We start from the raw sequence: 21,043 nt of genomic DNA on the forward strand, positions 1-21,043 counted from the left end.
AAAACACCCTTTATTTTAAACGTGTTACCATATCAGATAAGAATTCCTCATTCATCGGACCTACAATCTTTTTCTGAATAACTCCTGTTGTATCAATCATATACGTCGTCGGAATCGAAAACGCTTGATACGTTACACCTATATCTCCCGTTTCATCAAGGGGTATAGGGAATGTTAAGCCATAATCATCAACAAAAGTTTGAATGTTTGACTGGTCTTTTTCCATAGTTGTTAAATTAACAGCCAAAATCTCGACATTCATCTTATCCTTATTTTTTTCATAATACTTTTGCATGTGAGGCATTTCAGCCTTACAAGGCGGGCACCAGCTTGCCCATAAATTCAATACTACTTTTTTTCCTTTATAGTCCGATAGCTTGACCTCTTTTCCATCAAGCGTATTCATCGTAAAATCTGGAGCGATATCTCCTTCATTCACACCTGTTTCCCCTGATGGTTCTGCTGTCCCTTGTTCAGGTTCCTGTGTTTCTGATGATGCTTCTGATGAAGTTTCCTGCTGTTGTGCAGTCTTTTCAGCTTCAGCACTTTTTTTATCTTCTTTTAATTGTAAATCATAAAAGGTATATCCCGCTAAACCTAAGATAACAATTATGGCAAAAATATTTTTCTTAAACATGGATGATCTCCCCTCTTACGGTGCCCATGACCAGCTTGAAAGCCATGAACTGATTATTTGCATCTGTCCTGTGAACAACAGCAGTCCCATTCCTAATAAGATAACTCCATTAATTTTTGAAAGCTTGGGTAAAATTTTGCTGATTGATTTTACTGTTTTAAACGAATAAGTAAGTGTAAACGAGATAATTAAAAAAGGTATCCCTAAGCCTAAAGAGTAGATCCAGAGCATAAACATCCCAGAGTATACAGTCTCTGTAGAACCTGCCATTAGCAGAATGGATGATAAAGCCAATCCGACACAAGGCGTCCATCCTGATCCAAAGGCTAAGCCAATCAAGAATGAACTAAACGGATTTGCACTCGGTTTTGAAGAAGAGTTGAAGCTTTTCGTCTTCATTAGAAAATTCAATTGAAGCCAACCTAGCATTTGTAATCCGAAAATTATTATTAATAATCCGCTTACTCTCTCAACCGTTTCACGATACGAGGCAATCAGCTGTCCAATCCAGCTTGCAGAAGCTCCCATAAGTACAAAGATCACACTAAAACCTAGAATGAAAAATAGTGAACGAATCATAACTGTCTGTTTATCAACTAAAACTTTGCCCCCATTGATTGTTCCGCCAGTTAAATGAGCTGTATAAGCGGGAATCAAAGGAAAAATACATGGAGAAAAAAAGGAAAGTACGCCTGCTGTTAAAGCAAAAATAACGGTTACATTCTCCATTTCACCACCTCCTGACTATATTGTGCTTCCCTTTTGTTAAGATTTGATAAAGGTAAAAGATATAGAACAAAAAAGAAGCTGCCAGAAATGAAATATAGTTCGGGAGCATAGTCATAAAGCAAAGAAAGAACACCACCCGAGAGCCCATAAAACGTCCCAATCAACAAGATATTCTTGCTTGTAATCAAGTACCACACAACCATTACAATCATCAGAATCAGAAAAACTTCAGTACCCTCATTTGAAGATCCAAGAGTATGATTCCAAATTAAATACACACCGCTTCCAATCATCCATAACAATACGGTTTGTGATATAAAAGAAATAATAAATTGTGGCTGTTTATAAATTTTCCATATGCTATCCCCAATAAAAAACAAACAAGCCAGCAGAACGCCTTTCGTTCCACCTGTAAAATATAAAAGTGTAAACGGATGTTTAATAGTCTCTAAAGGCTGAAATAAAATAGGACTGAGTTTCCAAATCCATAACGAGTTAATAACACCTGAAAATAACCACTTATATGCCGGTTTGTAATTTCCAGCAATTAAATAATGGCTGATCAGCAGCAAGCCTATTAAAGCAGTTCCCAAGCTTAAAAAGAAGGAAAGCGTCTGTATAGATACAGGCATGTTTCCAATTTGAATAATATCCATATACTCTCACCTCTGTGATCCATTACACACTACAAACATTAAGATTTAATAAAGATATAGAAAAAATCCGCCTGAATATAAGACGGATTTTTTCTTTGCAATTATCCTAAAATATCTAACCAAATCTTAATGGACGTTGCGATAATAAGTGCTGCTAAAATAAATTGAAGGATTTTCGTATTTATTTTTTTACCGAATTGAGCTCCAAGCGGAGACGCAATCAAGCTTGCTACAACCATGATGATAGCCGGCCATAACAATACTTGCCCAGTGGTAATCTTACCGATTGTCGCACCAATAGAAGAAATAAATGTAATAGCAAGTGATGTAGCAATCGTCATGCGAGTTGGTATTTTAAGAACAACGAGCATAATCGGTACAAGTATAAATGCTCCCGCTGCTCCTACGATACCTGCTGCTACCCCTACGATAAATGCCAGTACCGCTGCAAGCCATTTATTAAACGTAACTTGATCTAACGGAATTTCATCGATGCCCTTCTTCGGAATGAGCATCATCACAGCAGCTAATGTTGCCAATACTGCATACACAATATTAATTTGCCCCTCTGACATACCCTGTGATCCATATCCGCCGATGAAACTCCCCAACAGAATAGCTCCACCCATATAAATAATGAGCGTTTTGTTCAAATAGCCTCCTTTACGATAAGCCCAAACTCCACCTATCGTAGCAAAGAATACTTGAACAGCACTTATACCTGAAACTTCATGAGCCGTATATGCTGTGAAGCCTAACATTGCTGGAATATATAGAAGCATTGGATACTTGATAATTGATCCGCCGATTCCTACCATCCCGGATATAAAAGAACCTATAAAGCCAATAAGAAAAATCGTTATTATGAATCCTATTTCCATGACTTCACCTCCCCATGACTGTTTTGATTAGATAAATAAGTTGATTTTTGATTCATCTGCATCAGCAAGATATGAAGCTACACCTGCATAGTCTAAACCATCGATAAGTTCATCTTGCGTAATCCCCATAACATCCATTGACATTGTACAAGCAACCATTTTCACATCCAGGTCTTGAGCCATTTCAATTAATTCTTTTAACGTCACGATGTTTTTCTTTTTCATCGTATACTTCATCATCTTTCCGCCTAGACCGCCATAGTTCATTTTAGAAATACCAAGCTTTTCAGGTCCTCTTGGCATCATTTTTGCAAACATTTTATCCATGAATGTTTTCTTCACATTTACGTATTCTTCTTTTCTTAAGATGTTTAATCCCCAGAAAGTGAAGAACATTGTTACTTGTTTCCCCATAGCAGCTGCTCCTGTTGCGATAATAAAACTTGCCATCGCTTTATCAAGGTCACCGCTGAATACGACCATTGTTGATTTATCTTGTGTTTGTTGTTCCATTATAAAATCTCCTCCTCATAATTAACCCCTAGATTTACATGTCATAAGGAGGCATGTGAACATACCCCCTCATGCATGATTAACCTTTTTGAATATAGAATTTGAATACGCCGTCTTCTTCTTTGTGTTCTAACAATTCATGACCAGATGATTTTGACCAAGCTGATAAGTCGTTTACTGCACCTTTATCAGTTGCAAGTACTTCCAAGATATCTCCGCTAGAAATAGTATCCATAGCTTTTTTTGTTTTTACGATTGGCATTGGGCAAGATAACCCTTTTGTATCTAAAGTTTGTTTTACGTTCATTTGAAGAACCTCCTAGTAATTTAAGTTTTATTTATTCAGTGATCGCACAGCGGTTTGGACCAATTTCCATATCGCGCTGTTCATCAGTTGATGGATCGATTTTACCCATGTTCGTTTCACGAATTTCTTGATATGCGTTTGGCTGAGGCGGTAAGTTTTCTGTTACAGCCTTACGGAACTCATCTTCACTCTTAATGTTTAATCCTTCGTTCTTTTCAAATAGCTCTCCTAGAGGAGCTTGAACAGCACCCTTTTCATCAAGTTCGCTGATTTTACCAAAGTGAGCTGGCAATACCACTAGATCTTTTGAAAGATTGTTGTATTTGTTGTATAAAGAATCACGCAGATCACTCACCCAGTCCTCAGCTTTACCAGCAAGGTCTGGACGTCCGATTGAATCCACAAATAGAATATCTCCAGATAGCAAGTATTGTCCGTCAACGATCATAGACGTACTTCCAATCGTATGACCTGGTGTATATAGCGGTTGAATTTCAATCTTTGTATTACCGATCGAAATGTCTTTGCCTTCTTCTAATGCTTCATAAGAGAACGTTACTTCTTCAGCATCTTTTGGAGGCAGCCAGTACGTTGCGTTCGTTTTTTCCGCAAGACGGCGTCCGCCAGAAATGTGGTCAGCATGAAGGTGAGTATCAATCATGTGCTTAACTTCAATATTATGTTCTTTAGTAAAATCTTCGTAAGCTTCAATCGTACGAGCGGAATCAATGATTGCCGCTTCACCGTTTGATTCTACGAGATATGAAAGGCAGCCTTTACCGATTCGGTTGAATTGATAGATAGAGCCTCCATCCTTTAAGTCGCCGATCTTCACAGGCATCAAGTATTCGCTCCAGGCTTTCATACCGCCTTCAAGGTAATACACATCTTTAATACCTGCTTCATCAAGCATCTCTGCTACCATTACAGAAGATCCTTCTTTCGCACAGACAACTAATACTTCTTCTTTTGGAAGGTGTTCTAATACATCTTCTACACCATCAATTAGATCGAAATAAGGACGGTTGATCGACTCAATTCCTTTTCCTTCGATTTTCCAGTCTTTAAAATCACTTTCATTACGAACGTCTAGAATAAACATTTTGCCTTCTACAACACGTTTTGCTACTTCTTTAGCTGATAATGCTTTAACCATTTAAATACCTCCCCAGGTATAATTTGTTTTAAAATTTTTAATTAGAATTAAAATGTTAATGTCATGTTTGCATCTTTTGCGAAATCTAAGAACATCATTGCTCCGCCAACATCAATTCCGTCGATAAAGTCTTCTTTTTTCAGATTCATAACATCCATCGTCATTTGACAAGCGATGATCTTAACGCCCATTTCTACAGCCATTTCAACCAGTTCCGGGATTGAAGGAACATTTGCTGCTTTAAATCCTTCAGCAATATTTTCTTTTCCTGCTGGCAGCGGCAAGTTTTTATAGCCCTCTTTATGAATTAAGTTCAGACCTTCAAATGTGAAGAAAATCGTTACTTCATAATCTGCAGATGCGGCAGCTGTTGCGATGTTGAATACCTTGTATGCATCAAAAGCACTTCCGTTACTTGCGATAATTGCAGTTTTGTTAGCCATTATTGATTTCCTCCTTCAGTTGTTCCAGTCCATTCTGACATTCCTGGCAATACATTTTTCACACGCTCAAAACCTTTTTCAGATAAAACTTGAGCAGCCATATCACTTCTTGAGCCAGTACGGCAAATCACATGGATTTCTTTGTTTTTATCAAGTGTGTCTAATTTGCTTTCAAGTTCTCCTAAAGGAATAGATACTGCCCCAGGTATACGTTTGAACTCATATTCTGCAGGTTCTCTAACATCAAGCAGAATCATGTCTTCTTTATTCTCAGCCAAAGCTTTTTCTAATTCATCGTTTTGAATCGTATGCTCAAACTTAGCTGCTTCTTTTACTTCACCAGGGTTCGCTTTTCTTAAATAATGCTTAAGAACATCCCCATCTTCTTTTGTACCTAGATATTGGTTTCCTGTGTTTCTAGCCCACCCTTGAATATCAGCCAATGAACCTTTATCTGTTGCCTGAACTTCAATGACCTGACCTGCTTCAAGCTGGTCCATTGCTTTCTTCGTACGTACGATTGGCAATGGACAAGATAATCCCTTACAATCTAAAACTTGATCTACTTTAATACTCATTTATTCAAACCTCCACATAGTCTTTATTTTGTTTCGTTGTTCCAACTAAGCATGCCGCCAGTCATGTTAATGACTCTAAAATTGTTAGCAGTTAGAACACTGCAAGCTTTCTCGCTTCGTTTTCCAGAGCGGCAAACCATAATGTATTCTTTTGCTGCATCCAATTCGTTCAATCGATAAGGAATCTCCCCAAGCGGTATATGCTTAGCATCTGGGATCATGCCTTGTGCAACTTCATCGTTTTCACGAACATCAATGATGTTTAACTGATTTCCTTCTTTCATTAAACGTTTTACTTCTTGTGGTTCAATTGTTTTAAAAGACACCGTTTATTATCCCCTCTCTTAAAGAATGTATGATACGTAATACTTATACCCGTACAGGTATATTAAAAACTAAAAAAATTTAGCACGATCCAATATTATTACTTCTAACACACAGTTGCTTGATAAAAAATATTTGGTTTAAATCAATGATTGCATCTTTCATGAATGGTTCTATAACTGGATCAATAGCTATTTCAATATCATTTAACATAATGACAATATCTTGTTTATGTGACCCATCCAGGGCAACACCTATTCGGGGTCCGCCTCAGCCAAAGCCAGCCTTAAATATTCTTACTCTATATGGAGCAACAGATTTTCCATGAATGTACTCAATTGCTTTTTCCGTAATATTCAAACTGTCACCTCCACTTCATAAATACCCATAGGGGTATATTAAACGACAAAAGAGAATCTGTCAACAGACGATGCTTATGACAGATATTAGCGGCTCTTTACAAGAAGCTGAACGGCTTCTTTAACCAGATCGGAGTTCATTTCTTCTCCGCTTTCCATTTGATCACGCAAGCATTGTTCAAGATTCGTGCCGACAATTAATCCAATCGTACGATCAATAGCAGTTCGTGAAGCAGAAAGCTGTGTAATAACGGCTTTACAATCTTGCTCTTCTTCTAACATACGCAGCACTCCGCGTATTTGACCCTCAATTCTTTTTAGACGATTTTTCATTTCTTGTGTGTATTCCAAATCAGCACCTCCTCTTCATGAAATACCTATAGGGGTATACTACACCTGTTTTAATAACTTGTCAACTAGGAGAAAAAAAGGCTGAGAGACATTTGCCTTTCAGCCATTCGTCCTTTTTATTGTGCCACTTTTTGCATTCTTTCATGAACCAAATCCATAACGGCTTTTTTCAAGTTCAATAAGGTATTGTTAGCTTTTTCATTCGTATCGGCTTGAACACCAAAATAAAACTTCACTTTCGGCTCTGTCCCTGACGGCCTTACGCAGAACCAAGAACCATCTGACAATTGATATTTAAGTACATTGGATTTCGGAAGATGAATGTCATTACTTTCATTCTTCTCTACATTATATTGAATGCTTGCTTTGTAATCCTCTGAAATCACTAATTTCTGGCCATTGATCTCAAGTGGCATGTCAGCTCTGAAGCCTGCCAGTAGACCCTCGATTTGTTCTGCACCAGACTTACCTTTTAATGTGAGAGACTCAAGATCCTCTTTGTAGAATCCGTGCTTTTCATAAACATCTGTTAACGCATCAAAAAGTGTTTTCCCTTGTTTTTTGTAATAAGCAGCCATTTCTGCTCCCATTAAACATGCTTGAACAGCGTCCTTGTCGCGCACGAAGTCTCCGATTAAAGAACCATAACTTTCTTCATATCCGAAAATAAAAGTATGTTTTCCGTTCTTTTCGTATTCTTTAATTTTTTCACCAATAAATTTAAAACCTGTCAGGGTATCTTCACACGTTAATCCGTAAGATTCAGCAATCACTCGCCCTAGTTCGGAAGTTACGATTGTTTTGAAGACGATTCCCTTGGAACAAAGACTGCCTTTCTCATTACGTTGAGAAAGAATGTACTCAATCATAAGTGCACCAGTCTGATTCCCCGTTAAAATCTCATACTCACCAGAACTGTTTTTTGCCGCAATCCCTACTCTGTCTGCATCTGGATCTGTAGCCATCAAGATATCAGCATTAACTTCTTTCCCATACTTAATAGCTAGTTCAAATGCAGCATGCTCTTCAGGGTTTGGAGATTTAACTGTAGTGAAGTTTGGATCTGGCTGTTCCTGTTCTTTTACTACCGTTACGTTTGTAAATCCTAACTGCTCCAAACCTTTTCTTACAGGTATGTTTGCCGTCCCATGAAGTGGCGTAAAAACAATGCTCAAGTCGTTCATTTCTTTGATCACTTCACGGTTCAAGCTGATTTTTGTTAGCTGTTCCATGTATGCTTTGTCGATCTCTTCACCAACAACTTGGATCAAGCCGATGTTCTTTAGCTCTTCTTCTGGCTTAACTTGTATAGATAGCTCATCTTCAACAGCGTTTACCTTTTCAATAACTTCATCAGCCTCTTTTGGAGGCAGCTGTCCTCCGTCTGGACCATATACTTTGTAACCGTTATATTCCGGAGGGTTGTGGCTTGCTGTAACAACAATACCGCTATACGCTTTTAAATATCTAACAGCAAAAGATAATTCAGGAGTTGGTCTTAAGCTTTCAAATACATAAGCTTGAATTCCTTGTGATGCAAATGTCTTAGCAGCTTCCATAGCGAATTCAGGGGATTGATGTCTCGAATCATAAGCGATTACAACTCCGCGCTTTTTTGCTTTCTCCCCTTGCTCTTCGATAAAGTGAGCGAGTCCTAATGATGCTTTTCGAACTGTATATGTGTTCATTCTGTTTGTACCTGGTCCGATTTCCCCGCGCATACCACCAGTGCCAAACTCTAGGTTTTTATAAAAGCAGTCTTCAAGTGCAGTCCTGTTTTCTTTCATTCCTTCTAATGCAGTTTGTAATGGCTGTTCCAGTTTTTCATTTTGTATCCACTTTTCATAAGTTGTCTCCCAGGACATAGTACTGCCTCCTTCTAGTTTATAAAAATTATGTATGTTGATTTTTATTTAGTTTCGATATGAATCGAGTTATTCCTGCCATATCTATTAAATACGGCCTTTATTATACCGCTTTCAGCATAAAAATAAAACCTGCCGAGATCAGCTTACGTTTATTTGACATGATTCACGATATTTCCCGAGAAATAGAAAAAAAGCGGCAAGCATCATTTGCTTTACCGCTTTCCTTTTATTATTTACTTTTATCTTTTTGAACAACACTATACAGATCTAATCGTCTATCTCTGAGAAGAGTTACACTACCTGTTTTACGCTGTCTTCTTAAAATCTCTAGGTCAACATCGCCTACTACAACCGTTTCAATGTTCGGATGACATTCCCCTACGATTCCGTCTCTTGGGAATGAGAAATCGGACGGTGTGAAGATACCTGACTGGGCATACTGAATGTCCATGTTCTCCACTTGTGATAAGTTACCTACTGTTCCTGCAATTGCAGTATAAATTTCATTTTCAATCGCACGGGCTTGCGAACAATAGCGGACACGGAGGTATCCTTGGCGATCTTCTGTACAGAAAGGTGTAAAGATGATCTTTGCCCCTTGATCTGTCACGATACGTGAAAGCTCTGGGAATTCGATATCATAGCAGATCAAAATTGCAACCTTACCGCAATCTGTATCAAATACTTGAACTTTATCTCCTGCCGTTATTCCCCACCATTTACGTTCGTTTGGTGTTATATGAATTTTATACTGCTTATCAATCGTACCATCACGTCTGAACAAGTAAGCAACATTGTAGATATCTCCATCTTCTTCAACGAAATGGGATCCCCCGATAATATTTACGTTGTACCGTACTGCAAGGTTCGTAAATAGTTCAATGTACTGCTCTGTAAACTCTGTCAGCTTTCGAATCGCTAAGCTAGGACTCTTTTCTTCACAGAACGATAGCAGTTGTGTTGTAAGGAGTTCAGGGAAAACCGCAAAATCTGACCCTTGATCTGAAGCAACATCTGTATAATATTCTACTTGGGTAGCAAAATCCTCAAATGATTCGATGGTCTTCATCATGTACTGAATGGTCGTAATTCGAACCGGTTCACTCGTCTTAAAGTGCTTCTTCGTTTTATTAGGAATATAATCAACGTTGTTCCATTCCATAAGCGTTGCATATGCGTTAGATTGTTTGTCATCTGGAAGATAGCTTTTATTCAAACGCATAACGGTGAAGCCATTCATTAGCTGAAAGGTTAATACAGGGTCGTAAATGTTATGTTGAATGACTTCTCTCACATATTCTCTCGGTGTCATTTCCTTAGAATGCTTATGGTAGTTTGGAATTCTTCCACCAAGAATGATACTTTTAAGATTTTTTTGTTCTGCCAGCTCTTTTCGTGCCTCATATAGACGAGCACCAATCTTCATTCGCCGATATTCAGGATGAACCATAACTTCAATGCCATATAAATTAAAACCTTCAGGATCGTGATTTGTAATGTAGCCCTTGTCTGTAATCTCGTCCCACGTATGCTTATCATCATACTCATCGAAGTTCAGCATTAAGCTTGAGCAGCTCCCAACAATCTTTCCTTCATACGTTACGCAAAACTGGCCCTCTGGGAAAATACGAAGATGACTCTCTAATTGATCGCGTTCCCAAGGCTCCATATTATTAGGAAAACAAATTTGCTGAAGCTTTAAAATCTCATCTATATCCTCAAACTCAATGTTTCGCAGTTCTATCTTTTTCTCAAATTTTGATACATCAATCTCACTCATGCTATCCACTCCTCTAACCTGCTTCTAATCATTACTTCCAACTTTTCATCCGTTCATAGAGTGAGCCTGTAAATAATTCAAGCTCATTGCCATCAGGATCTGTGAAGCTGACCGTCATTCCTCCGCCTCTTTCTAAAGGCCCTCTTGTGATGTGTACTTTGTTTTCTTTAAGCTGTTTTACTGCTCTTGGGAACTTCTCTTCTTTAATTGAAAAAGCAACATGATCTACACCGGTTTGATCTTTATTCATAGGTTTTGCATTTTTGATTTCAAGTAAACATATCCACGTTCCGCAGAAATCCAAGTATACATCTGTATTCCCTTTATGAATGATTTTAGCACCTAAAATACCTCTATAAAATTCAACAGATTTCAGTAAGTCTGAAACCCTTAAGGTAATATGGTTAATTCCACATACTTCGATCATATTACTTATCTGTTTTCTCAGCTTGCTCAATAAGTACTGTCAGTTTCATCTCTGCAATAGATTCCATCTGATGATCCACTTCGCTAAAGGTCATATGCTTTGTTACGGGATTTGGAATCGCCACGCAATAAAGTCCCGCTTTTTTAGCAGCAACTGATCCATTTACAGAGTCTTCAAAAGCGATGGCTTCATTTGGTTGTACGCCTAACGCTTTAACTGCCTCAATATAAAGGGCAGGGTCAGGTTTAACGTGGGCAACATCATCTGCCGTTTTAATCACTTCAAAATGATGCATTAAACCACTTCTCCCAAGATGCTCTTCTACCCATTTTCTTGTTGAACTAGAGGCAAGTCCAATCTTTAATCCAAGCTCTTTTGCAGCTTCAAGATAATCCTCTATACCTGGCAAAGGCTTTTGCTCTGAGATTAGGGTCAGAGCCCGTTCTGTTTTCTTTGCTCTTAGCTTGTCATGATCTAACTTCTTGTTGATCTGCCTCTCTAAATATTCGTACGGATTAAATTCAGAATGGGTACCGATACACTCTCCCCAAACTTCTAAAGGCAGGTCGCTTCCATGTTCTTGATACATTTCTTGAAAAGCATTGTAATGCTGAGTTTCTGTATCAAGGATTGTTCCATCAAAATCAAATACAAGTGCTTTGATCACGGTAACCCCATCCCATCTTTATGCGTTTTATCCTATTTTCTTAAACTTTTCATAAAGACGCAAGAAAACTGGTTTCTTAAGGCTGTTATGACCTACTACTATCAATGAAGTCTCCATTAGTGAAGCACATTTGTTCTAAACATAATCTTTTTTCCATTGCTTGTTGCGATTATGGCACCAAGCTGATCAGTGCGATATACCGTCATGTTCCGGTTATCTAACCGATACAACACTTCTTTTGATGGAAATTGATAGGGGTTATTACGTCCGACCGATATAACTGCTGTTTTAGCTTTTACTTTTTTCAAAAATTCCATGGTTGTACCTGTATTAGCCCCATGGTGTCCTAATTTGATAACATCCGCTTTATAGCCGCCCCGGCTTAGGATCTCTCTTTCTTCCTCAGCTCCTGCATCTGCCATCAATAGAAAATTCTTTTTGCCATGCTTAATTTTTATCACCGCTGAGTAATCATTGATGTGTTTGTAATACGAGCCTTTTGGTGCCAACATTTCAACTTTCACAGAAAAACCCATCTTGAAATTAACTCCTGCTTTCGCTCGATCAACAGGAATTTGTTTTTCGTTTATCACTCGAAAAAGATCATGGTAATATTTTGTATCGTACGGAAGGTTCGGCATGTACAAAACACTGACTGGGAACTCGCGAATGACATCATCCAATGATCCGATATGGTCATGATGAGGATGAGTTGCGACAACAATATCAAGGTGAGTCACACCTTCCCTCTTTAAGTACGTGATAATCTTTTCCGCATCATGTTCATCTCCACCATCGATCAGCATGGTTTGGCCATTGGGAGCTTGAATCAGTATACAATCAGCTTGCCCTACATCTAAAAAGTGGATGGTTAGCGGATCAAACCAGTCTGCATGAGCCTTTTGCGGCACTGCCACCAATATCAGCAGCACGCTTAAACAGAACGCTGCTAACCTTGTAGTTATTTTCAAATCTCACACCCCTTAAAATTTATTTTTCGTCCATAAAACATATCCTTAGTTATATGTAATTCTGCTGGTTTCAACAACAAAACCCGCTATCCAATACATGGATGCGGGTGTTTTGTTTTGATTTCAAAAGCTCTTTTTAGAATGTTTCTTAGAATGCTACCTGAGAGCTCTCTTCTAAAAGATGGCTGCTATTGAGCCCTTTTTGATTATTTCTTCATTGAAAAGTTGATCGGAGTGTAAGATGCGAGACTCCTGCGGGACAGGCGGGCAGGTGAGACACTTAAGAGTGAAACGTCCGAATGTGGCTCACCGCCTGCCCCGCGGAAAGCGAGCATCTGAAACGGAGATCAACTACCTTCATCACCGACAGTGGTACTAATTAAACACCCACTTCATTCTTCTTAAAAAAGCTCTTCATGGCATGATAAACATCGGCTTTCTCTTTTAAAATATAATGGCTAAACTTCGGATTATCCATATTCTTATACACACTCATCAAAGTGGAGTGGCGGTTATATGCATTTACTTCCCCATAACCAAACATGTTGGAATGTTCCATAATCTGCTGAACGAGCTTCACACACCTTGCGTTATCACTCGTTAAGTTATCACCATCCGAAAAGTGAAACGGATAGATATTATAACGGCTTGAAGAATATTTCGTCTCGATGAGTTCAAGAGCTTTCCGATATGCAGAAGAACAAATCGTTCCCCCGCTTTCTCCTTTATTAAAGAAGTCCTCTTCAGAAACAACTTTTGCTTCTGTATGGTGAGCGATAAACTCAATCTCTACTTTTTCATACTTCGAACGCAGAAAACGTGTCATCCAGAAAAAGAAACTTCGTGCCATATACTTCTCCCAAATTCCCATCGATCCAGATGTATCCATCATAGCCAATACAACAGCCTTGGATTCGGGTTTTATGACTTCGTTCCATGTTTTAAAACGAAGATCGTCATTATGAATAGGTGCTACACTCGGCTTACCGACTAACGCATTTCGTTTAAACGCAGTTAAGATGGTCCTCTTTTTGTCTACGTTACCCATAAGTCCTTTTTTTCGAACATCGTTAAACTCGATCTTTTCTAACACGATTTGATCTTGTTCTTTTTGTTTAAGGTCCGGCAGTTCTAATTCTTTAAAAAGCATCTCTTCCAATTCTAATATCGAGACCTCTGCTTCTGCATAATCTACACCTGGTTTATCGCCTGCTGGTCCTTTTCCTTTTCCAGCCCCGCTTTGTCCGGCACGTCCATCTCTGGCTACTACATCCCCCACCTGGCTATCTCCGTCACCTTGGCCTACGTGCTTGTTTTTGTCGTAGTTGTATCGGATTTTGTATTCATCCATTGAACGGATTGGAATCTTAATAACATCACGTCCGTTGGATAAAATGATATTCTCTTCGCTTATCAAATCCGGCAAGTTGTTTTTAATGGCTTCCTGCACTTTTTCCATATGCCTTTGATGATCTTGATATCCTTTTCGGTGGAGGGACCAGTTTTCCTGAGACACAACAAAATTGTTCTTATCCGGTTCACTCATTGCTAATCCCCCTCTAGAGCAGCAAGATGCAATGCTGCTTTTTCTTGATCAACCCAGGACATATCCTGTATTTATGAATCAGCTTTTATCAGAAAAAAAGGGTTGGTTACTCTATCATATGCACGTACTCCTTATAATTGCTAAACTTTCACGATAAAAAAAGCCCTCTTTTCTATAAAAGAAAAGATGGCCTGTTTTGTTATTTGTTGTATTCCTTTTTGTCGTGCTGCTGGGGATCTGGCGTTTTCCCGCTCTTACGCACTTCTTCGTTCGTTGAAACATGTTCCATTACTTTGCCATGTTCCTTCATTTCTTCAAAGTTAGAAGCCATTGAACTATTTTTTCGTTTTGGTTCATTATTTTGTTTTGTCATAGGGATTCACCTCTTAAAGAAAATTTTCCCCATTTATTCCTTTTTAAAACCATTAAAAACTTTCATCTCATCAACTGGCCAATAACGGATATTTGCTTCGCCTACAATATCTTTCATTTCCACAAAGCCAATATGGCGGCTGTCGATACTATGCAGCCTGTTATCGCCCAGTACGAAGATCTTGCCTTTTGGAACAGTGTCATGTCCTGTAATTTCTTCGAGTGTGAAGTTCCCAGTCAATGTCCGATTGCCAGCAAACCGTTTAAATTCTTGCAAGTAAGGTTCAGCTACTGCCTTGTTGTTGATATACAGTTTGTCATCTTTATACGCAATATGATCTCCGGGCAGACCGATTACTCGTTTTATATAATCCTCTTTCGGGTTTGCCTTAAACACAATAAGGTCGAACCGTTCTGGATTTCCGATTTCATAGCCAATCTTATTGATGATCAGCCGATTTCCATTTTGAATCGTAGGCATCATCGACTCACCGTATACAACATATTGTTCAATTAGAAACTTTTTTATAATAATAGCAAGAATAAGTGCAACTCCAATTGCTTTAATCCAATCTACTAATCCGTTTCTTTCTTTTCGAGCCGAGCTCATACAGCTCACTTCCTTTAGTTAGCTTATTAGTATCAATTTACCATTTTTAAATAAGTAAATACAAGTTCAATTATTTTTATCATAAACATGATGGTCAATTTCCTTTGAGAATTTGTTTAGTTTTCCCCATTTTTTTGTAAAAAAACACACCCTGACAACCTTTTATCGTGTCCAGGGTGTGTTTTGCTATTTTATCGGTTCAACAAACTTCCTACATATCTTAGTAGTTCATTGGCACTAGTTGAATTGTAGCCATGCTCATCAACCAACCGTGCGATAACTTCATTAATCTTTTTCAGTTGTGACTCATCAGGCGTTTTAGACGATGTTGTAATTTTTACAACATCTTTAAGATCAGCAAATAATTTCTTCTGAATCGCTTCTCTTAGGCGCTCATGAGAATTATAGTCGAATTTCTTTCCTTTTCTTGCATATGCCGAAATTCGAATAAGTATTTCTTCTCGGAACGCTTTTTTGGCATTCTCTGAAATCCCGATCTGTTCTTCAATCGATCTCATTAACTTTTCATCAGGACTCATCTCTTCACCAGTAAGCGGATCACGAAGCTTATTTTTATTGCAATACGCCTCAACGTTATCGAGGTAATTGTCCATAAGCGTTTTTGCAGACTCTTCATACGAGTAAACAAACGCTTTTTGTACTTCCTTCTTCGCAATATCATCGTACTCTTTACGAGCTGCCGAGATAAAGTTAATAAACCTCTCTTTATCTTCCTTCGATATGGATGCATGATGATCAAGCCCGTCTTTTAATGAACGCAGAACATCTAACGCGTTGATAGAAGGTGACTCTTTACGAATAATGGCTGAAGAAATACGGTTAATCACATACCTTGGATCGATACCTGACATGCCTTCATCCGAAAATTCTTTCTTCAATTCTTCAAGATCCACATGATTGAACCCTTCAACTATTTCCCCATCATACAATCTCATCTTCTTCAACAGATCCATTCCTTGTTTCTTTGAATCTTTTAATCGCGTCAATACTGAGAAGGTCGCTGCTACCCTTAACGCGTGAGGTGCAATGTGAACATGCGACATGTCACTCTCAGAGATCATTTTTGCATAAATCTTTTCTTCTTCTGAAACTTTTAAATTATATGGAACACCCATCACGATAATTCTGGAATGCAGCGCCTCATTTTTCTTGTTAGCGATAAAGGATCTGTACTCCGATTCATTGGTATGAGCTACGATAAGCTCATCAGCCGAAATCAGTGCGAAACGACCCGCCTTAAAGTTACCTTCTTGTGTGAGTGAAAGAAGGTGCCATAAGAACTTCTCATCACACTTCAGCATTTCTTGAAACTCCATCATCCCTCGGTTCGCTTTGTTCAGCTCACCATCGAAACGATAAGCACGAGGATCAGATTCAGATCCATATTCAGCAATCGTTGAGAAGTCGATACTTCCCGTTAAATCAGCGATATCCTGTGACTTCGGATCAGATGGACTGAACGTTCCGATTCCAGTTCGCTTGTCTTCAGAGAAAAAGACGCGCTCTACCATTACATCTTCAATGCGATTATCATACTCATGTTCAAGCCTCATCGTATTTAACGGTGACAAGCTTCCTTCAACACGAATGCCATAATCATTATAAAACTCTTTTCTCAGGTGCTGCGGAATGAGATGAAGCGGATCTTCATGCATCGGACAACCTTTGATCGCATAAACCGCTCCCGCAGGAGTTTTTGTGTATTGCTCCAATCCTCTTTTTAACATCGTAACTAAAGTGGATTTACCACCGGATACTGGCCCCATTAACAACAATATACGTTTACGGACATCAAGGCGTTTAGCGGCAGGATGAAAATACTCTTCAACAAGTCTTTCAATCGATTCTTCTAAACCAAAAATTTGATCGCTGAAAAAATGATACACCTTTTGACCATTCTTTTCTGAAATTCCAGCATCTTTGATCATGTTGTATACTCTTGAATGCGCAGACTGGGCAACAAATGGCCGATCTCGTAAAATATCAAGGTATTCAGCGAAGGTACCTTCCCAGGCTAAACGCTGTTCTTCTTCACGATGCAGTTGGATTCTCGATAAAATATCCATGAGTACCTCCTTGATTGTATTGGCTCCATCAAGTGTTAATCTACTCTATGCGGGGATGTCCGTAATCATTCTGTTTGAATAGTGATTTTTTATTTTAAAAACGAAGAAATTCTATTATCCCTTTCATGGTAAAATATGTTTATCATTGTGATTTGAAACGGAGAAAGTATTATGAACCAAAAGCTTGGCCTTGTCGCGGTGCTCTTTTTACTAAGTGTCGTGTTCTTTTCATTTGTTGGTTTAAGAAATGAATTCGAAAACTATATTCCGTTTCAAAAAGCTGTTCAAACGCTCGCTAAGGTAGAAAGTATTAACCTTGATGAGAACAGTCGTCTTCTCGACCAAAACGGAAACCTTCTTTTCGAATTCAGAGGTGAAGAAAGCCGTATTTATTTGTCTTATAAACAAATTCCCGAATATATCCGCCAAGCGTTTATCGCTACAGAAGATCAATACTTCTTACAGCATCACGGTATAGACGGGAAAGCGATTGCTCGCGCATTTATAGCCAACTCAACAGACGGCGGCATCCAGCAAGGCGGCAGCACGATTACACAGCAGCTATCCCGCAATCTCTTTTTAACACATGAACGTACATATGACAGGAAACTAAAAGAATTACTAATCTCTTACCGAATTGAACAACAGCTAACAAAAGAGGAGATCCTCGAGCTTTATATAAATACCATCTATTTTCAAAACGGTGTGTACGGTATTGAGAAAGCGAGCCGTTATTACTTTAGTAAACCTGCTGGGAAGCTTACATTAGGGGAATCCGCACTGCTTGCAGCAATTCCAAATAATCCGGAACTATATAATCCCCTAACAAAGCTCAACAACACACAGAAACGGCAAAAATGGATTTTAGATAAAATGAAAGAACAAAAGTTTATTGATGAAGAATTGCATGGTGCAGCTGTTAAACAACCGATTAAAATAAATGTTTCACAGCAGGTTGCTCCCTTCCCTGAAGTAGTTGGTTACGTAAAAGAGGAACTGCTAAGCTTGCTGGCTGGAGCTCCAAGTAATAAGGGATTAACAGCGGATGCCCTTGTCCGTAAACGAGATGAACTGTTGCGAAGCGGTGTTGTTGTTGAAACGTCATTAGATTCCAGACTGCAAAAAGAAGCTTTGCAGGCTGTTAATAGCCGTTTGCCTTTTAAAGGAGTGGAAGGATCCGCCGTTGTTGTGGATCATGCTTCAAAACAAATTGTTGCCATGATTGGGGGAAAGAATGTCGGGTTAGAAGAATTTAACCGCACCTATCAAGCGAAGCGTCAGCCTGGATCTTCCATAAAGCCACTCCTCGCCTATGGGCCTTATGTTGATGTGTTTGGCGCAAAACCGCATTCACTTATTTCTGCAGCGAAGATCTGTGAAGGTAATTATTGTCCAAACAACTACGGCGGGGCTTCTTACGGGACTGTCTCATTAAAAAAAGCGATGGCAAGTTCAATAAATACAGCAGCTGTCCGAGCACTAAAGAAAACAGGTGTTGAAAAAGCTTTTTCTTATTTAGATTCCTTTGGATTTTCGTCTGTTATGCGAGAAGATCATCAGCTTGCAAGTGCACTCGGCGGTTTTACCAGTGGCTTTTCCCCGCTCGAACTGACTAGTGCATATACGACTTTCGGTTCTAACGGAACTTATATTAAACCTAGATTGATAACTTCTGTTAAGGATAAGAGCGGAGAGGTTTTGTATAAATGGGACGATCAGCCTGTTATAGTGTGGAGTGAGAAGACAAACACCGTTATGCGGGAGATGCTTGAAGGAGTTACGCTTTCTGGAACAGCAAGGGATGCTCGTTTTTCAGGTTCAGCCTATATTGGCGGAAAGACAGGCACTACAAACGATGTGAAAGATCTTTGGTTTGTAGGGCTGACAGATCGATATACGGCTGGAGTTTGGGTGGGCCGGGATAAACCGAGCAGCCTTCGATTTATTGAGGGATTGTCACCGGAAGTGATGATTTGGCGAGATATTATGATAAAAGCACATCAGAAATGAATGAAGAACCCTGTCACTTATTGAGCGACAGGGTTTTTAGCTGGTACTTGGGTACTTATTATACGGCAAATTAAAGAAATCTAGGGTAATCCCGCGAGTTTCCAAATTAATTCCGCGAGATCTTGAGTAAATACCGCGAAAAATAGCAATAATCCCGCGAGTTTTTATGATATACCCGCGAGTCTGCCAATAGGACAATTCGGGGCTATGTAATCGCCGCAACGAATGCATTATAAAGACGCATCACCGTATAAACAACGAGCAGAATGAAGCCTGTCCAAAAGAACAAATGCATAAATACCATGCCGATGATGCCCACTGTGGTTAAACTCCCGCCGATTCTCAATAAAAGATAAAAGAAGTACACTAGTGATGCTGCAACAAACACGATACATATAAGCAGCACAGAGTGGTTCAAAATAATGGCAAGCATACCGCCAGCAAAAAAGAACCATCCCCCGCCCTTTCCTTGCTGAAGAAGAGTCCCTTCCGAATCACTCGAAAAAAAGAACAAACTTAAGTGAGTCAATGTATCGGATAATAGTTTCAGAGCGGCAAACCCCATAAAGAACAATAAAAATAAGCAAAAGCCGACAGATAGGTGAATCACATGATCTTTAAACAGCTCCTGCATTCCTTGATAAACCCCAAAGTATTTTAGCTTATCGATTAAAAGTCTTTCAAAATAAATGGCAAAACTAGAGCTGAACAGGATAATAGAAAACAGAGGAAGATACCCTGTCATATAAACGTTTTTCTTCATTAGCGCAACACGAATCCCCTCAAAATGTTAAATCTTCGCAGAAATGCATTCCCATGAAAACCGTTTTCATTTATAATGAGTAGAGAGAATGGAAAGAATAAGACTACTTTCAAAGGAGGAGTTCAAATGGATTTTATCCTCATCCTACTCGTGATGCTCGCCTTCCTGACTGCCATCTTTACAGCAGGCTACAACGATCGTCCTGGAAAAAACTAATCCATGTACATATGGAAGTAAAAACGTCCCTTTTCATACAAGGACGTTTTTTTATTTTGTTCTTTTTCGAAAAGAATACTGTTGTCGCTCATTGTGTTTGTTCATTCTCTTCATTGAAAAGTTGACAGGAGTGCAAGGTGTGAGACTCCTGCGGGACAGGCGGGCAGGTGAGACACTTAAGAGTGAAACGTACAAATGTGGCTCACCACCTGCCCCGCGGAAAGCGAACACCTGGAACGGAAGTCAACTACTTTCAAAAGCAACACGGTTTACAAAATAATTCCACAGCTCTTTTATTTCAACTCTCCAAAACTTTGCTGGCGCAGAGCTTCATAGATTAAGATCGCTGCTGTATTCGATAAGTTTAATGAACGAATATGTTCATTCATTGGAATGCGCAAACATCTTTCCATGTTCGCATCAATCACTTCTCTAGGAAGTCCCTTCGTTTCTTTTCCAAAAACAAAAAAGACATCCTTCTCTGAATCTGAGTAATCAAAATCTGAGTATGTTTGTTCACCAAATTTGGTTATATAATAAAACTCACCGTCTGGATATTCACTATAAAAGGCATCCAAAGAATCATGATGAAACAATTTTACATGCTCCCAATAATCAAGTCCGGCACGCTTTAAGTATTTGTCTTCCAAAGAAAAACCGAGTGGATGAATCAAATGCAAGTGTACGCCGGTCCCAGCACATGTACGTGCAATATTTCCTGTATTTGCAGGAATTAACGGTTCAAATAATACAACATGTATAGCCAAAAAGCTCACCTCAAAAACAATATTC

25 protein-coding genes are annotated in these 21,043 nt (G+C 39.0%); 3 read left to right on the forward strand and 22 right to left on the reverse strand.

Annotated elements, in window-relative coordinates; genetic code table 11:
• Nucleotides 1-10: 10 nt before the first annotated feature.
• The 16 genes from QUF49_RS17840 to QUF49_RS17915 all read right to left on the reverse strand — a co-directional run bounded on the left by QUF49_RS17840 (nt 11) and on the right by QUF49_RS17915 (nt 12,647).
• Complete coding sequence (locus QUF49_RS17840; RefSeq protein ID WP_289497026.1) at nt 11-637, reverse strand: peroxiredoxin family protein; 627 nt, start codon at nt 635-637, stop codon at nt 11-13.
• A gap of 15 nt (nt 638-652) precedes the next feature.
• Nucleotides 653-1,366 (reverse strand): cytochrome c biogenesis CcdA family protein, encoded by a 714-nt coding sequence (locus QUF49_RS17845; protein ID WP_289497027.1) that lies wholly within the window; start codon nt 1,364-1,366, stop codon nt 653-655.
• A complete protein-coding gene (locus QUF49_RS17850; protein WP_289497029.1) occupies nt 1,354-2,022 on the reverse strand; it encodes a hypothetical protein in 669 nt (222 codons plus the stop codon). The genes QUF49_RS17845 and QUF49_RS17850 overlap by 13 nt, the downstream gene beginning before the upstream one ends.
• Nucleotides 2,023-2,123: 101 nt before the next feature.
• Entirely contained in the window at nt 2,124-2,903 is a 780-nt protein-coding gene (locus QUF49_RS17855; RefSeq protein ID WP_289497030.1) for a sulfite exporter TauE/SafE family protein, read from the reverse strand.
• A 27-nt stretch (nt 2,904-2,930) separates the two neighbouring features.
• On the reverse strand, nt 2,931-3,416 hold the full coding sequence (locus tag QUF49_RS17860; protein ID WP_130296836.1) for a DsrE/DsrF/DrsH-like family protein: 486 nt from the start codon (nt 3,414-3,416) through the stop codon (nt 2,931-2,933).
• Between the two features lie 79 nt (nt 3,417-3,495).
• Nucleotides 3,496-3,723 (reverse strand): sulfurtransferase TusA family protein, encoded by a 228-nt coding sequence (locus QUF49_RS17865; protein ID WP_289497031.1) that lies wholly within the window; start codon nt 3,721-3,723, stop codon nt 3,496-3,498.
• 31 nt (nt 3,724-3,754) lie between these two features.
• On the reverse strand, nt 3,755-4,879 hold the full coding sequence (locus tag QUF49_RS17870) for an MBL fold metallo-hydrolase (protein ID WP_289497032.1): 1,125 nt from the start codon (nt 4,877-4,879) through the stop codon (nt 3,755-3,757).
• A 47-nt stretch (nt 4,880-4,926) separates the two neighbouring features.
• The gene (locus QUF49_RS17875; protein WP_289497033.1) at nt 4,927-5,322 is read right to left on the reverse strand and encodes a DsrE/DsrF/DrsH-like family protein; all 396 of its coding nucleotides are present in this window, start codon (nt 5,320-5,322) and stop codon (nt 4,927-4,929) included.
• Entirely contained in the window at nt 5,322-5,900 is a 579-nt protein-coding gene (locus QUF49_RS17880; RefSeq protein ID WP_289497035.1) for a sulfurtransferase TusA family protein, read from the reverse strand. The genes QUF49_RS17875 and QUF49_RS17880 overlap by 1 nt, the downstream gene beginning before the upstream one ends.
• Before the next feature lie 23 nt (nt 5,901-5,923).
• Nucleotides 5,924-6,226 (reverse strand): rhodanese-like domain-containing protein, encoded by a 303-nt coding sequence (locus tag QUF49_RS17885; protein WP_289497036.1) that lies wholly within the window; start codon nt 6,224-6,226, stop codon nt 5,924-5,926.
• Between the two features lie 444 nt (nt 6,227-6,670).
• A complete protein-coding gene (locus QUF49_RS17890; RefSeq protein WP_289497037.1) occupies nt 6,671-6,934 on the reverse strand; it encodes a metal-sensitive transcriptional regulator in 264 nt (87 codons plus the stop codon).
• A gap of 116 nt (nt 6,935-7,050) precedes the next feature.
• Nucleotides 7,051-8,799: a phospho-sugar mutase gene (locus QUF49_RS17895; protein ID WP_289497038.1), complete on the reverse strand. Its 1,749-nt coding sequence runs from the start codon at nt 8,797-8,799 to the stop codon at nt 7,051-7,053.
• A 232-nt stretch (nt 8,800-9,031) separates the two neighbouring features.
• The gene (locus tag QUF49_RS17900; protein ID WP_289497039.1) at nt 9,032-10,582 is read right to left on the reverse strand and encodes a bifunctional GNAT family N-acetyltransferase/carbon-nitrogen hydrolase family protein; all 1,551 of its coding nucleotides are present in this window, start codon (nt 10,580-10,582) and stop codon (nt 9,032-9,034) included.
• 31 nt (nt 10,583-10,613) lie between these two features.
• A complete protein-coding gene (locus QUF49_RS17905; RefSeq protein WP_289497696.1) occupies nt 10,614-11,006 on the reverse strand; it encodes a VOC family protein in 393 nt (130 codons plus the stop codon).
• A 4-nt stretch (nt 11,007-11,010) separates the two neighbouring features.
• A complete protein-coding gene (locus tag QUF49_RS17910) occupies nt 11,011-11,676 on the reverse strand; it encodes an HAD family hydrolase (protein ID WP_289497040.1) in 666 nt (221 codons plus the stop codon).
• Between the two features lie 116 nt (nt 11,677-11,792).
• Entirely contained in the window at nt 11,793-12,647 is an 855-nt protein-coding gene (locus QUF49_RS17915) for a ComEC/Rec2 family competence protein (RefSeq protein WP_289497041.1), read from the reverse strand.
• 241 nt (nt 12,648-12,888) lie between these two features.
• On the opposite strand from QUF49_RS17915, the gene QUF49_RS17920 reads away from it, so the two are divergent.
• Nucleotides 12,889-13,026 (forward strand): hypothetical protein, encoded by a 138-nt coding sequence (locus QUF49_RS17920; protein WP_289497043.1) that lies wholly within the window; start codon nt 12,889-12,891, stop codon nt 13,024-13,026.
• On the opposite strand, the gene yhbH is transcribed toward QUF49_RS17920, so the two are convergent.
• The 4 genes from yhbH to QUF49_RS17940 all read right to left on the reverse strand — a co-directional run bounded on the left by yhbH (nt 13,027) and on the right by QUF49_RS17940 (nt 17,262).
• Nucleotides 13,027-14,193: a sporulation protein YhbH gene (gene yhbH, locus QUF49_RS17925; RefSeq protein WP_289497044.1), complete on the reverse strand. Its 1,167-nt coding sequence runs from the start codon at nt 14,191-14,193 to the stop codon at nt 13,027-13,029.
• A gap of 199 nt (nt 14,194-14,392) precedes the next feature.
• Nucleotides 14,393-14,566: a hypothetical protein gene (locus tag QUF49_RS17930; protein WP_197126785.1), complete on the reverse strand. Its 174-nt coding sequence runs from the start codon at nt 14,564-14,566 to the stop codon at nt 14,393-14,395.
• A gap of 33 nt (nt 14,567-14,599) precedes the next feature.
• Nucleotides 14,600-15,175 carry a signal peptidase I gene (gene lepB, locus QUF49_RS17935; protein ID WP_289497045.1) on the reverse strand — a complete coding sequence of 192 codons (576 nt, stop codon included), beginning with the start codon at nt 15,173-15,175 and terminating at the stop codon, nt 14,600-14,602.
• 191 nt (nt 15,176-15,366) lie between these two features.
• A complete protein-coding gene (locus QUF49_RS17940) occupies nt 15,367-17,262 on the reverse strand; it encodes a PrkA family serine protein kinase (protein WP_289497046.1) in 1,896 nt (631 codons plus the stop codon).
• 171 nt (nt 17,263-17,433) lie between these two features.
• Between QUF49_RS17940 and QUF49_RS17945 the strand changes: the two genes are divergently transcribed.
• Nucleotides 17,434-19,272: a transglycosylase domain-containing protein gene (locus tag QUF49_RS17945; protein WP_289497047.1), complete on the forward strand. Its 1,839-nt coding sequence runs from the start codon at nt 17,434-17,436 to the stop codon at nt 19,270-19,272.
• Between the two features lie 205 nt (nt 19,273-19,477).
• Here QUF49_RS17945 and QUF49_RS17950 read toward each other — a convergent pair whose 3' ends face one another.
• Entirely contained in the window at nt 19,478-20,035 is a 558-nt protein-coding gene (locus QUF49_RS17950; protein WP_289497048.1) for a DUF5366 family protein, read from the reverse strand.
• A gap of 337 nt (nt 20,036-20,372) precedes the next feature.
• Here QUF49_RS17950 and QUF49_RS17955 point away from each other — a divergent pair, with 337 nt between their 5' ends.
• Nucleotides 20,373-20,531, forward strand: a complete 159-nt coding sequence (locus QUF49_RS17955) for a hypothetical protein (protein ID WP_289497049.1) — start codon at nt 20,373-20,375, stop codon at nt 20,529-20,531.
• A 13-nt stretch (nt 20,532-20,544) separates the two neighbouring features.
• Here the strand turns inward: QUF49_RS17955 and trmL are convergent, their stop codons facing one another.
• Nucleotides 20,545-21,018, reverse strand: coding sequence for a tRNA (uridine(34)/cytosine(34)/5-carboxymethylaminomethyluridine(34)-2'-O)-methyltransferase TrmL (trmL, locus tag QUF49_RS17960; RefSeq protein WP_289497050.1), 474 nt, complete (start codon nt 21,016-21,018; stop codon nt 20,545-20,547).
• Between the last annotated feature and the right edge of the window lie 25 nt (nt 21,019-21,043).

Origin of the sequence: Fictibacillus sp. b24 (genome assembly GCF_030348825.1) — a bacterium.
GTDB lineage: Bacteria > Bacillota > Bacilli > Bacillales > Fictibacillaceae > Fictibacillus.